At 65.3% G+C, this 11853-nt stretch carries 14 protein-coding genes; 12 read left to right on the top strand and 2 right to left on the bottom strand.

Going from position 1 to position 11853, the window contains the following annotated elements:
• The first annotated feature begins 190 nt into the window (after positions 1–190).
• The 12 genes from pyrG to H156_RS0105325 all read left to right on the top strand — a co-directional run bounded on the left by pyrG (position 191) and on the right by H156_RS0105325 (position 9594).
• Positions 191–1849, top strand: coding sequence for a CTP synthase (gene pyrG / locus H156_RS0105380; protein ID WP_017366181.1), 1659 nt, complete (start codon positions 191–193; stop codon positions 1847–1849).
• Positions 1846–2697 carry a 3-deoxy-8-phosphooctulonate synthase gene (gene kdsA / locus H156_RS0105375; protein ID WP_017366182.1) on the top strand — a complete coding sequence of 284 codons (852 nt, stop codon included), beginning with the start codon at positions 1846–1848 and terminating at the stop codon, positions 2695–2697. Before pyrG ends, kdsA begins: the two co-directional genes overlap by 4 nt.
• Positions 2698–2782: 85 nt before the next feature.
• Entirely contained in the window at positions 2783–4066 is a 1284-nt protein-coding gene (eno, locus tag H156_RS0105370) for a phosphopyruvate hydratase (RefSeq protein ID WP_017366183.1), read from the top strand.
• A gap of 26 nt (positions 4067–4092) precedes the next feature.
• Positions 4093–4461 carry a cell division protein FtsB gene (gene ftsB / locus H156_RS0105365; RefSeq protein ID WP_010961737.1) on the top strand — a complete coding sequence of 123 codons (369 nt, stop codon included), beginning with the start codon at positions 4093–4095 and terminating at the stop codon, positions 4459–4461.
• Positions 4451–5155 (top strand): 2-C-methyl-D-erythritol 4-phosphate cytidylyltransferase, encoded by a 705-nt coding sequence (gene ispD, locus H156_RS0105360; protein ID WP_017366184.1) that lies wholly within the window; start codon positions 4451–4453, stop codon positions 5153–5155. The genes ftsB and ispD overlap by 11 nt, the downstream gene beginning before the upstream one ends.
• A complete protein-coding gene (ispF, locus tag H156_RS0105355) occupies positions 5143–5619 on the top strand; it encodes a 2-C-methyl-D-erythritol 2,4-cyclodiphosphate synthase (protein ID WP_010961739.1) in 477 nt (158 codons plus the stop codon). The genes ispD and ispF overlap by 13 nt, the downstream gene beginning before the upstream one ends.
• On the top strand, positions 5616–6680 hold the full coding sequence (gene truD / locus H156_RS0105350) for a tRNA pseudouridine(13) synthase TruD (RefSeq protein WP_017366185.1): 1065 nt from the start codon (positions 5616–5618) through the stop codon (positions 6678–6680). The genes ispF and truD overlap by 4 nt, the downstream gene beginning before the upstream one ends.
• Positions 6681–6715: 35 nt before the next feature.
• Positions 6716–7066, top strand: a complete 351-nt coding sequence (gene arsC, locus H156_RS0105345; protein WP_017366186.1) for an arsenate reductase (glutaredoxin) — start codon at positions 6716–6718, stop codon at positions 7064–7066.
• 24 nt (positions 7067–7090) lie between these two features.
• Positions 7091–7708, top strand: coding sequence for an NAD(P)H:quinone oxidoreductase (gene wrbA, locus H156_RS0105340; protein ID WP_017366187.1), 618 nt, complete (start codon positions 7091–7093; stop codon positions 7706–7708).
• A 28-nt stretch (positions 7709–7736) separates the two neighbouring features.
• Positions 7737–8435, top strand: coding sequence for a DnaA regulatory inactivator Hda (gene hda / locus H156_RS0105335; RefSeq protein ID WP_017366188.1), 699 nt, complete (start codon positions 7737–7739; stop codon positions 8433–8435).
• Positions 8432–9370, top strand: a complete 939-nt coding sequence (locus H156_RS0105330; RefSeq protein WP_017366189.1) for a ketopantoate reductase family protein — start codon at positions 8432–8434, stop codon at positions 9368–9370. The genes hda and H156_RS0105330 overlap by 4 nt, the downstream gene beginning before the upstream one ends.
• Entirely contained in the window at positions 9367–9594 is a 228-nt protein-coding gene (locus H156_RS0105325) for a hypothetical protein (RefSeq protein ID WP_017366190.1), read from the top strand. Before H156_RS0105330 ends, H156_RS0105325 begins: the two co-directional genes overlap by 4 nt.
• 305 nt (positions 9595–9899) lie before the next feature.
• Here H156_RS0105325 and H156_RS0105320 read toward each other — a convergent pair whose 3' ends face one another.
• Positions 9900–10688, bottom strand: coding sequence for an RMD1 family protein (locus H156_RS0105320; RefSeq protein ID WP_010961746.1), 789 nt, complete (start codon positions 10686–10688; stop codon positions 9900–9902).
• An 11-nt stretch (positions 10689–10699) separates the two neighbouring features.
• Positions 10700–11716: a tryptophan--tRNA ligase gene (locus tag H156_RS0105315; RefSeq protein ID WP_017366191.1), complete on the bottom strand. Its 1017-nt coding sequence runs from the start codon at positions 11714–11716 to the stop codon at positions 10700–10702.
• Between the last annotated feature and the right edge of the window lie 137 nt (positions 11717–11853).

Here is an 11853-nt window from a genome sequence, read left to right as displayed (position 1 = left end):
AGCGCCTCACCGGCCGTCTGATCTCCGGCCTTCTCCATCATGGGATTGCGATGCCCCCACCACCGGCGCCCGTGACGCGCCCCCATGGCTTTGGTTAGAATACCAAGATTGTCCGTGCCGTCCTGCCCATGGTCGTGGGCGCGCCCCGAGCCCTCCCGGACATCTCCTCATCGCACAGATTCGAGCTTTCATGACGAAATACATCTTCATCACCGGCGGAGTCGTTTCGTCGCTGGGTAAAGGCATTGCCGCATCCTCCCTCGCCGCGATCCTCGAGGCGCGCGGCTTGAAAGTCACGCTGACGAAGCTCGATCCCTACATCAACGTCGATCCGGGCACCATGAGCCCGTTCCAACATGGCGAGGTGTTCGTGACCGAGGACGGCGCCGAAACCGACCTCGATCTGGGCCATTACGAGCGCTTCGTCCGCACCACCATGGGCAGGGCGAACAGCTTCACCACCGGCCAGATCTACGAGAACGTGATCCGCAAGGAACGCCGCGGCGAATATCTGGGCGCCACCGTGCAGGTCATCCCCCACATCACCGACGAGATCAAACGCGGCATCCGCCTCAGCGCGGAAGGCTACGACGTGGCGCTGATCGAAATCGGCGGCACCGTCGGCGACATCGAATCCCTGCCCTTTCTGGAGGCGATCCGCCAAATGCGGGTCGATCTGGGCGAAGAACGCTCGCTGTTCATCCATCTGACCCTGGTGCCTTACATCTCCAGCGCCGGCGAGCTGAAGACCAAGCCGACCCAGCATTCGGTCAAGGAACTCCGCACCATCGGTATCCAGCCGGACATCCTGATCTGCCGCTCGGACCGGCCGATCCCGAAGAGCGAATGCCGTAAGATCGCTCTGTTCACCAACGTTCAGGAAGATGCGGTCATCGCTTCAGTGGACGCCGACACCATCTACCGGATTCCCGCCCTGCTGCACGAGCAGCAGCTCGACGAGATCGTCGTCCGCAAGCTGCGGCTCGACGCCGGCCCCGCCGACCTGAGCGAATGGCATCGTGTGGTCGATGCGCTCCAGAATCCGGAGCGCTCGGTCACCGTCGCCATGGTCGGCAAGTACGTCAACCATTCCGACGCCTACAAATCGCTGAGCGAGGCGTTGGTCCACGCGGGCATCCACACCCGCACCCGGGTCGACATCCGCTTCATCGAGTCCGAGGAAATCGAGGACCACGGCACCGGCGCGCTGGAAGGGGTCGACGCCATCCTGGTTCCCGGCGGCTTCGGTGAACGCGGTATCGAAGGCAAGATCGCCGCCGTGAAATACGCCCGCGAGCACCGCGTGCCGTACCTCGGCATCTGCCTGGGGATGCAGGTCGCCGTGATCGAATTCGCCCGCAACGTGGCCGGACTGGAAGGCGCGCACAGCACCGAGTTCCTGCCATCGTCGCCGCATCCGGTCATCGCCCTCATCACCGAGTGGAAGACCGAGGCCGGCGGCATCGAATACCGCAGCGGCGATTCGGACCTGGGCGGCACGATGCGGCTGGGCGGACAGAAATGCCGGCTGGTACCCAACACGCTGGCCCATGCCACCTATGGCAAGGACGTCATCACCGAACGGCACCGCCACCGCTACGAATTCAACAATCACTATCTCAAGACGCTGGAAGCGGCGGGCCTGCGGGTTTCCGGCAAATCGCTGGACGGCCGCCTGGTCGAGATGGTGGAAATTCCCGAGCACCCGTGGTTCCTGGCCTGCCAGTTCCATCCCGAGTTCACCTCCACGCCGCGCGGCGGCCATCCGCTGTTCAGCGGCTTCGTCCGCGCCGCCTGTGCGCGCAGCGAAGGCACGTCACCTCCCGAGAGCGGTGGAGCCCAATCATGAGCAACGTCGAGACATCGGCCCAGCCGTTCGAACTCTGCGGCTTTCCGGTCGGTCTGGAACACCCGCTGTTCCTGATCGCCGGCCCCTGCGTGATCGAAACCGAGCAGCTGGCGCTGGACACCGCCGGCACTCTCAAGGAAATCACCGACGGTCTGGGCATCCCATTCATCTACAAGTCCTCCTTCGACAAGGCCAACCGATCCTCCCACGCAAGCTACCGGGGGCCTGGCATGGAAGAGGGACTGCGCATCCTGGCCGAGGTCAAACGCCAGATCGGGGTGCCCGTGCTGACCGACGTGCACGAGGACACCCCGTTGCAGGAAGTCGCCTCGGTGGTGGACGTGCTGCAGACTCCGGCCTTCCTGTGCCGCCAGACCAATTTCATCCAGAACGTCGCCAACACCGGCAAGCCGGTCAACCTCAAGAAAGGCCAGTTCCTGGCACCTTGGGACATGAAGCACGTCGCCGCCAAGGCGCTGGCCACCGGCAACCGGCGTATCATGGTATGCGAACGCGGGGTCTCCTTCGGTTACAACAATCTGGTGTCGGACATGCGGTCGCTGAGCATCATGCGCGAGACCGGCTGCCCGGTGGTCTATGATGCCACCCACTCGGTGCAATTGCCGGGCGGCCAGGGCACCGCTTCCGGCGGCCAGCGCGAATTCGTGCCGGCACTGGCGCGGGCGGCGGTGGCGGTGGGCATCTCGGGCCTGTTCATGGAAACCCACCCCGACCCCGACCGCGCCCTGAGCGACGGTCCCAATTCCTGGCCGCTGGACCGTATGAAGGCTTTGCTGGAGCTGCTGTCGACCCTCGACCGCACAGTCAAGGCGAGTCCCCTGCTGTAATCGGGACCGCATGACATCGGCGTCCGGAATGCGCCTTCTCGTGCCGTCGTCCCGAACGCCCCAACACATACCCACTGGTGATCCCATGAGCAAGATCGTCGACATCCTGGCCCGGGAGATTCTGGACTCCCGCGGCAATCCGACCGTCCAGGCCGAAGTGATCCTGGATTCGGGCGCGGAAGGTAGCGCCATGGTTCCCTCCGGCGCCTCCACCGGCGCCCGCGAAGCCATCGAACTGCGCGACGGCGACGCCTCACGCTATGGCGGCAAAGGCGTACTCAAAGCCGTGGAGAACGTCCGCGGTCCGATCAAGGCCGCACTGACCGGCATGGACGCCGCCGACCAGGCGGCCATCGACCGGCGCCTGATCGAGCTGGATGGCAGCGACAACAAGGGCGTACTCGGCGCCAACGCCATCCTGGCAGTGTCGCTGGCGACCGCCCACGCTGCCGCGGCCGACGCGAAAAAGCCGCTGTACGCCTACCTCAACCGCAGCGGCGAGTTCCTGCTGCCGGTGCCGATGATGAACATCATCAACGGTGGCGCCCACGCCGACAACAGTATCGACATGCAGGAGTTCATGATCCTGCCGGTGGGCGCACCGAACTTCCGCGAAGCCCTGCGTTACGGCGCCGAGGTGTTCCACGCCCTGAAGAAAGTACTGTCGGAACGGGGACTCGCCACCGGCGTGGGTGACGAAGGCGGCTTCGCGCCGAACCTGCCGTCCAACGAAGCAGCCATCGGCATCATCCTGGAAGCCATCGAAAAGGCCGGCTACCGGCCCGGCGAGGACATCTGCCTGGGTCTGGACGTCGCCAGCTCGGAGTTCTATTCGGACGGCATCTACACTCTAGCTTCGGAAGGCAGGCGGTTCACCTCGGAAGAGTTCTCGGACCATCTGGCTGCCTGGGTCGACAAGTACCCCATCGTCAGCATCGAGGACGGCATGGCGGAGAACGACTGGCACGGCTGGGGCATCCATACCGACAGGCTGGGCCGACGCATCCAGTTGGTGGGCGACGACCTGTTCGTGACCAACCCGGCCATCCTCAAACAGGGCATCGAAGCCCGGATCGCCAATTCGATCCTGATCAAGGTCAACCAGATCGGCACCCTGACTGAAACCCTGGAAGCCATCCATATCGCCAGGAAGGCCGGCTACACGTCCGTCGTGTCCCATCGCTCGGGCGAAACGGAGGGCACCACCATCGCCGACATCGCCGTCGCCACCTGCGCCGGCCAGATCAAGACCGGCTCGCTCAGCCGCTCCGATCGCATCGCCAAATACAACCGGCTGCTCAAGATCGAGGAAGAGCTGGGTGACAAAGCGCGCTACGGCGGCCGCGGCGCCGTCAAAAACCTGGCCTGAGCCGCGGCCGACCGCCCGGAGCCGGGGTGAATAAACTGACCGCGTTCCTGCTGGCGCTGATCGCCCTGCTCCAGTACCGGCTGTGGTTCGGCGACGGCAACCTGCGGGAAATGCAAAGGCTGCAGGAGCGCATCGTGGAACTCACCGAAGAAGGTGAGAAACGGCGGCAACGCAACGCGGCCCTGGAGGCCGAGATCCGTGACCTCAGGGAAGGTACCGATGCCATCGAAGAACATGCGCGCCGGGACCTGGGCATGATCAAGGAAGGCGAAACCCTGGTACAAATCATCGACGCGGCGCATCCCTCGCCCAGCCCCGAACCGGCACCGCCGCCCCGTAGGGTGCACAGGTCCCCGGCTCCGGCTGCCAACGAAGCACCGACACATGAGCACTGACGCGCGTTTCTGGATCGTCGTCCCCGCCGCCGGCGTGGGCAAACGGATGGGGGCCGACATCCCCAAACAGTACCTGGACGTGGCGGGCAAACCAGTCCTGCAGCACACGCTCGAACGCCTGCTCTCGGTCCGCCGCGTCACCGCGGTCATGGTCGCGCTGGGCGCGAACGACGAGTTCTGGCCGGAGCTGCCCTGCTCACGCGAGCCGCGGGTGCTCGCCACGACGGGCGGCAGGGAACGCGCAGACTCCGTGCTGAGCGCCCTGACCGCCCTGGCCGGCCGGGCCGCGGACGGCGACTGGGTGCTGGTCCACGACGCAGCCCGCCTCTGCGTCACCCGTGACGACGTCGAGCGCCTCATGGAAACCCTGGAAGACGACCCCGTGGGCGGCATCCTGGCTCTGCCGGTCACCGACACCCTCAAGACGGTCGAGAACGGCACCATCCAGGGCTCCGCAGACCGCAGCCGCGTCTGGCGCGCCCTCACCCCCCAGATGTTCCGCTACCGAGCGCTCAAAGAGGCGCTGGAAGCAGCGGCACGACGGGGACTGACGGTGACGGACGAAGCCAGCGCCCTGGAGCTGGCCGGCCTGTCGCCGCGGGTAGTGGAGGGGCGCCCCGACAACATCAAGATCACCCGGCCGGAGGACCTCCCTTTGGCCACCTTCTATCTGGAGCGACAATGTTTCGAATAGGCCAAGGTTATGATGCCCACCGTTTCAAAGAGGGCGACCACATCGTGCTGTGCGGCGTGAAGATTCCGTTCGGCCGTGGATTCGCCGCCCACTCCGACGGCGACGTGGCTCTGCACGCGCTGTGTGACGCCCTGCTGGGCGCGGCCGCCCTCGGCGACATCGGCCGCCATTTCCCGGATACCGACGCCCGCTACAAGGGCATCGACAGCCGCGTATTGCTGCGCGAGGTACGACAGAGAATCGCCAGCCTGGGCTACACCGTCGGCAACGTGGACGTGACCGTCGTGGCCCAGGCGCCACGGTTGGCCGCCCACATCCAGGCGATGCGGGAAAACCTCGCTCAGGACCTGGAAATCCCCCCTGACTGCGTCAACGTCAAGGCGACGACCACCGAAGGCATGGGATTCGAGGGCCGCGGCGAAGGCATCTCGGCGCACGCCGTCGCCCTCCTCGCCCGCAGATGACCGGACATCCCGACTGCCCCGGATTCGACGATCTGCCGCGGGCACACGGCGAAGTGACCTGCCGCGGCCGCATCCGGGTCTCTCCGGAAGACTTCCGGGTCGACGAAATCCTCGGCTTCGACCCCACCGGCCAGGGGGAACACGCCTTGCTGCACATCCGTAAGACCGGGGAGAACACCGACCACGTGGCACAGCGGATCGCCAGGCTGGCCGGCGTCAAGCCGATGGACGTGGGCTATGCCGGCCTCAAGGACCGCCACGCCGTCACCACCCAGTGGTTCAGCGTGAGACTGGCCGGCAAGGCCGATCCCGACTGGAGGGCGCTGGAAAGCGAGAGCATCGCCGTCCTGCGCCATACCCGGCACGACCGCAAACTCAAGCGTGGCGCCCTGGCAGGCAACCGCTTCCGCATCATCCTACGGGGCCTCGAAGGTGTGTGCGACGGTCTGGAAGCCCGCTGCGCGGCGATCCGCGCGGCCGGCGTGCCGAACTATTTCGGCCCGCAGCGCTTCGGCCACGGAGGCCGCAATCTGCAGGAAGCACTGCGGCTGTTCGCCGACCCGCGCCGCCGTATCGACCGCAACAAGCGCTCGCTGTACCTGTCGGCGGCACGCTCCTATCTGTTCAACCGTGTCCTCGCCGGTCGGGTGGAGCACGGCAGCTGGAACCGGGGAGTGGAGGGCGACGCTTTCATGTTCACCGGCTCCAACGCCTTCTTCAAGACCGACGAGTTGGATGAAGACATCCAGCGACGCGTCGAAGCGCTGACGATCCACCCCAGCGGAACCCTTTGGGGAAGGGGCGACCCGGTGATTTCCGGCACGGCCCTCGCAATGGAGCGGGCGGCGCTGGCACAATGCGCGGAATTCCGCGAGGGTCTGGAACGCTGCGGGCTCGAAGTCGGCCGGCGGGCGCTGCGACTGCCGGTGCCGGATCTCGAATTCGCGGGAGTCGAGGATTCGGCCTGCGAACTGACGTTTTCCCTCCCTGCCGGCACCTATGCGACCACGGTCTTGCGGGAACTCGTCGAATTCGACCCGCAAGGCTGGCCGGACACCTGATTTTTCGAAAATCACCCCCTCGGAGGACCTTAACCATGTCCGTCACCATTTACCACAATCCGCGCTGCAGCAAGTCGCGGGAAACCTTGAAACTGCTTCAACAGCGGGGCATCGAACCGGTCATTGTCGAATATCTGAAAACCCCGCCCGACGCGGCGAGCCTGCGTGAACTGGTGAGGCTCCTGGGAATCTCGCCACGCCAGTTGCTGCGCAAAGGCGAGGCCCCGTACAAGGAGCTGGGGCTGGCGAATCCGGAGCTCGACGACGAAACACTGATCGAAGCCATGGCCAGCCATCCGGTACTGATCGAGCGCCCGATCGTCGTGGCCAACGGCAAGGCAGCGTTGGGCCGGCCACCCGAGAACGTACTGGCCATCCTCGGCTGACCCCTTTCCCAACTCCCGACCGACATGACCGAGTCCAAACGCAGCAGCACCGAAATCCTGATCCTCTATTACAGCCGCCACGGCGCCACCGCCGACATGGCGCGCATGATCGCCCGAGGCGTGGAAGAAGTGCCGGGCGCCATCGCCAAGCTGCGCACCGTGCCGGAGGTCTCACCCGTCACCGAAGCGACGGCGCCGGCCGTTCCATCCGAGGGGCCGCCCTATGCCACGCTGGACGACCTCAAGCATTGCGATGGCCTGGCCCTGGGCAGCCCGACCCATTTCGGCAACATGGCCGCGCCGCTCAAGCATTTCCTGGACAGCACCAGCGCCCTGTGGTTTTCCGGCGCACTGTCAGGCAAGCCAGCCGGCGTGTTCACTTCGACCGCTTCCATGCACGGTGGCCAGGAAGCGACTCTGCTGACCATGCTGCCGCCGCTCCTCCACCACGGCATGATCCTGGTTGGCATTCCCAGCAGCGAAGCCGCCCTGCACAAGACCCGCAGCGGCGGCACGCCCTACGGCCCCAGCCGCCACACCGGCGACGCCTCGCCGCTGAGCGACGAAGAACGGGCACTGTGCCGTGCCTTCGGTGCCCGGCTGGCGCGGGTCGCCAAGGCGCTGAAGAATACCGGGGATTAAGTCCGCGAGGACATTCGCAGCTACCGCCATGGCCCAGCAGATACCGCTGCATTTCGCCGTCGACCCGCTGCAGACCTTCGAAACGTACTGGGCGGGACCCAACGCCGAAGCGGCGGAGGCTGCGCGGCGCAGCGCCCGGGGCGAAGGCGATACGCTGCTCTATCTGTGGGGAGACACCGGCCTGGGCAAGACCCATCTCGTCAACGCCGCCTGCCGCGAGGCTTTCCACAACGGTCGCAGCGCCGCCTGCCTGCCGCTGGCGCTGATCGGCGAGTGTGGTCCGGCCGTGCTCGAGGGCATGGAAAACCAGAACCTGGTCTGTCTGGACGACATCGACACGATCGCCGGTCGCGACGACTGGGAACGGCAGTTGTTCGGCCTGTTCAACGCCATGCGCGATGCCGGAAACACCCTGCTGATCACCGCCACGGCGCCGCCTGCGGAATTACCCGTCGCCCTGCCCGATCTCAAGACCCGCCTGGCCTGGGGGCTCGTCCTTCGGCTCCATCCGCTGACGGACGAACACAAGCTGGCCGCACTGGAACGGCGGGCCGGCATGCTGGGGCTCGACCTGAGCCCCCGGGTCGGACGGTTCCTGCTGTCCCACTGCCGCCGCGACATGGCTTCGCTGCAGGCACTGCTGGAAGAGCTGGACCATGCCTCCCTGGCCGCCAAGCGCCGGCTCACCGTCCCTTTCATCAAAGGCTACCTGGAAGACATCGCATGAATATACTCGTGATCGGCACCGGCGCCATCGGCAGCTTCTACGGTGCCCTGCTCGCCAAGACCGGCCACTGCGTGTCGGTGGTCGCCCGCTCCGACTACGAGACCGTGAAGGCCAAGGGCATCCGCATCCGCAGCGCGACACTGGGGGACTACACCTTCCGGCCGGCGGCGGTCGTCCGCTCCGCCGCCGAACTCGAAACCAAGCCCGATTGCACGCTGCTGTGCATCAAGGTGGTGGAAGGTGCCGACCGGGTCGGATTACTGCGCGATGCCGTGGCCCCCGACACCGGCATCGTCCTGATTTCCAACGGCATCGACATCGAGCCGGAAGTCGCCGCCGCCTTCCCCGACAACGAAGTCATCAGCGGCCTGGCTTTCATCGGCGTCACCCGTACCGCGCCCGGCGAAATCTGGCACCAGGCCTACGGACGGCTGATGCTGGGCAACTATCCCGGCGGAGTCTCGGAACGCGTCAAGACCCTGGCCGCCGCTTTCGAAGAAGCCGGCATCGACGGCATCGCCACTGAAAACATCACCACCGCACGCTGGCAGAAATGCGTCTGGAACGCCGCCTTCAATCCACTGTCGGTGCTCTCCGGCGGCCTCGATACCCTGGACATCCTGTCGACCCAGGAAGGTTTCGTCCGGGCGATCATGCAGGAGATCCGCGCAGTAGCCGCGGCCAACGGCCATCCCCTGCCGGAAGACATCGTCGAGAAGAACGTCGCCAGCACCTACAAGATGCCGCCGTACAAGACCAGCATGCTGGTCGACTTCGAAGCCGGCCAGCCGATGGAAACGGAGGTCATCCTCGGCAACGCGGTACGCGCCGGTCGGCGGACCCGTGTGGCGATTCCGCATCTGGAGTCGGTCTATGCCCTAATGAAGCTCCTGGAGCTACGAACCTCGAAAAGCCTTTGGGGAAACCCGCCGTGACCTCGACCGCACACCGCGAAGCCGCCGAAATCTTCATCGACACCTGGTCACTCCATGGCCGTGTCGTCTCCCATAACTACATGTATCACCGTGAAATCTTCGCCGACGTGGGCAAACATCTCGCGGCACGTTTCGGCGGTACGGGCATCTCGGTCTGCGACCTCGGCTGCGGCGATGCATGCCATTTCTCGAACGCCTTGCGGGATTCGCCCTGCATCACCTGACCACAGAAGAAAAGGGCGAAGTCTTCCGCCAGGTTTCCCGGAGCCTGCGGCCCGGCGGCGTGTTCCTGCTGGTGGATGTGGTCCGCCATGAGGACGAATCGCACGACGCCCATCTGCAGGCGGCCTGCGACTGGATGCGGAAGGAGTGGCACGATTTCTCGCCGGAAGAGATGGCAACGATCTGCCGGAAACCGTCATCACCCTGGCGCGGCGGGCCACGGCCGCCGGGCTGTCCGCACCCGAACCGGTCAACCGGACCGTTGGCTCCACATTCTGGCGTTCGGGAAAACGCCCGGCCGAGACGCTCAGCTCAGCTTGTCGTACAGACTCAGCACGATCTCCACGACGATCAGGAGGACGATGTACCACTCGACCCGCAGCGCTTGGCGGTGGTTCACCAGATCGAGATAGGTCTCGGCGGTGCGCGAGATAAGTTCGAGCTTGCGTGACAGCGCCCGGTCCCGGTCGCGCAGCTCGTACTCGGTCGCCAGGCGTTCGTAAAGCTGGTCGAGCTGAGGATCGTCCCAGACGATCTCCGGCTTCTCCGCGACCTCGACCCGTCCCACCATGCGCCCCATGATGGACAGCGCCTTGCCGATCTCGTTGAGGATTTCCCGCTTGCCCCGCGGCGGGCCGGCGGCGCGGGTCAGACGCTGGGCGATCTGTTCGATGCGGTCGAACTCCTCTGCCACGTTGCGTTCGTAGTAGGACAGGACACAGCTCTTGGCCAGCACATGGGCGACGACCTGCAGGCGGGCGACCGATGCCTCCCGCAATACCAGCCGGCCTGCGCTGTCCAGCCGCTCCGGCAGCTCCGGGTGGATCAGGAGGTCGACCTCCTCCAGTTCCGGTTCCGCCAACGGGTTGTGGACGACCGGACGCAGCCCCTGAAGGACTTCCGCTTCCTGCTCGGCACTGAGGCCGACCAGGACGACGACGCCGAACCGGAATGTGATCCGGTAGCCTTCGCGACCGACCGCCAGGGTCAGGGGCCCCAGTGCGACCGCGCCGCCCCGTTCGATCTCGCGGTAGTCGATGCGGCTGCCGAGAAACCAGGCACGGGCGCAGATCACCCGTTCGGTGGCGGCGGCCATGACGGGAGGAGTCAGGGAGCCAGCGGCCGGATGCCCACTGCCTCCCGGATCCGTTGCATGAACGGGACGGCGTGAGCCCGCGCCCGGGCGGCGCCCGCCCGCAGCTCCTGTTCGATCCTCTCCGGGTCCAGGATCAACGCTTCGTAGCGTTCGCGGGCCGTTGCGAGGTGATCGTTCAAGTACTCGTACAGCCTGTTCTTCATCTCGCCCCAGCCAATGCCTTCGGCATACCAGCGCCGGGCCTCCTCGACCTCGTGTTTGCTGGCGAAGGCCTGGTAGATCGAGAACAGCGTGCAACCGGCAGGATCCTTGGGTTCGCCCGGAAGCTGGGAATTGGTCTTGATCTTCATGATGAGCTTGCGCAACTGCCTATCCGGCGCGAACAGAGGAATGGTGTTGTCATAGCTCTTGCTCATCTTGCGGCCGTCCAGTCCCTGGAGCACGGCGGTTTCCTCGTTGACCACGGCCTCCGGCAGCACGAAATGCTCGCCGAAGATATGATTGAACCGCTGGCCGATGTCTCGGGCCATCTCGATGTGCTGCACCTGGTCGCGTCCGACCGGCACCTTGTGGGCGTTGAACAAAAGGATGTCCGCTGCCATGAGCACCGGATAGTTGAAAAGCCCCATGGTGATGCCCTTGTCGGGATCGGCCTCGTCCGCCTCTTGGTTGGCCTGCACCGCCGCCTTGTAGGCATGGGCACGATTCATCAGCCCCTTGGCGGTCACACAGGTCAGCATCCAGGTCAGTTCGACGATCTCCGGCACGTCCGACTGGCGGTAGAATATGGCATTCTGGGTATCCAGCCCCAGAGCCAGCCAGCTCGCGGCGATCTCCAGCGTCGACTGCCGCACCCGCTCCGGATCATGGCATTTGATCAGGGCATGATAATCGGCAAGGAAATAGTACGGCTGTACAGTATGGTCATGGCTCGCCTCGATCGCCGGGCGGATGGCGCCCACGTAATTGCCGAGATGGGGGGTTCCGGTGGTGGTGATGCCGGTCAGGACGACTGATTTGGTGCTCATGCAGATGAAGGAGTGCAAAAACGGCAAGAAACGGCGCGGGCGGCACTATGACACAAAACCCCCGGTGCCGCCACCCGCAGCCGAGGCTCAAAACCACCATACCACGCACCATTCGTTTAGAATACGCCCCGAGGACA

Source organism: Methylococcus capsulatus str. Texas = ATCC 19069 (assembly GCF_000424685.1).
In the GTDB taxonomy this organism is placed as follows: Bacteria; Pseudomonadota; Gammaproteobacteria; order Methylococcales; family Methylococcaceae; genus Methylococcus; species Methylococcus capsulatus.
This window is presented reverse-complemented; position numbering and strand designations above follow the sequence as displayed.

Excerpts from the sequence above, each read along its gene's own strand:
- pyrG (WP_017366181.1), top strand. The coding sequence starts at position 191 with ATGACGAAATACATCTTCATCACCGGCGGAGTCGTTTCGTCGCTGGGT.
- kdsA (WP_017366182.1), top strand. The coding sequence starts at position 1,846 with ATGAGCAACGTCGAGACATCGGCCCAGCCGTTCGAACTCTGCGGCTTT.
- eno (WP_017366183.1), top strand. The coding sequence starts at position 2,783 with ATGAGCAAGATCGTCGACATCCTGGCCCGGGAGATTCTGGACTCCCGC.
- ispD (WP_017366184.1), top strand. The coding sequence starts at position 4,451 with ATGAGCACTGACGCGCGTTTCTGGATCGTCGTCCCCGCCGCCGGCGTG.
- ispF (WP_010961739.1), top strand. The coding sequence starts at position 5,143 with ATGTTTCGAATAGGCCAAGGTTATGATGCCCACCGTTTCAAAGAGGGC.
- truD (WP_017366185.1), top strand. The coding sequence starts at position 5,616 with ATGACCGGACATCCCGACTGCCCCGGATTCGACGATCTGCCGCGGGCA.
- arsC (WP_017366186.1), top strand. The coding sequence starts at position 6,716 with ATGTCCGTCACCATTTACCACAATCCGCGCTGCAGCAAGTCGCGGGAA.
- wrbA (WP_017366187.1), top strand. The coding sequence starts at position 7,091 with ATGACCGAGTCCAAACGCAGCAGCACCGAAATCCTGATCCTCTATTAC.
- hda (WP_017366188.1), top strand. The coding sequence starts at position 7,737 with ATGGCCCAGCAGATACCGCTGCATTTCGCCGTCGACCCGCTGCAGACC.
- H156_RS0105330 (WP_017366189.1), top strand. The coding sequence starts at position 8,432 with ATGAATATACTCGTGATCGGCACCGGCGCCATCGGCAGCTTCTACGGT.
- H156_RS0105320 (WP_010961746.1), bottom strand. The coding sequence starts at position 10,688 with ATGGCCGCCGCCACCGAACGGGTGATCTGCGCCCGTGCCTGGTTTCTC.
- H156_RS0105315 (WP_017366191.1), bottom strand. The coding sequence starts at position 11,716 with ATGAGCACCAAATCAGTCGTCCTGACCGGCATCACCACCACCGGAACC.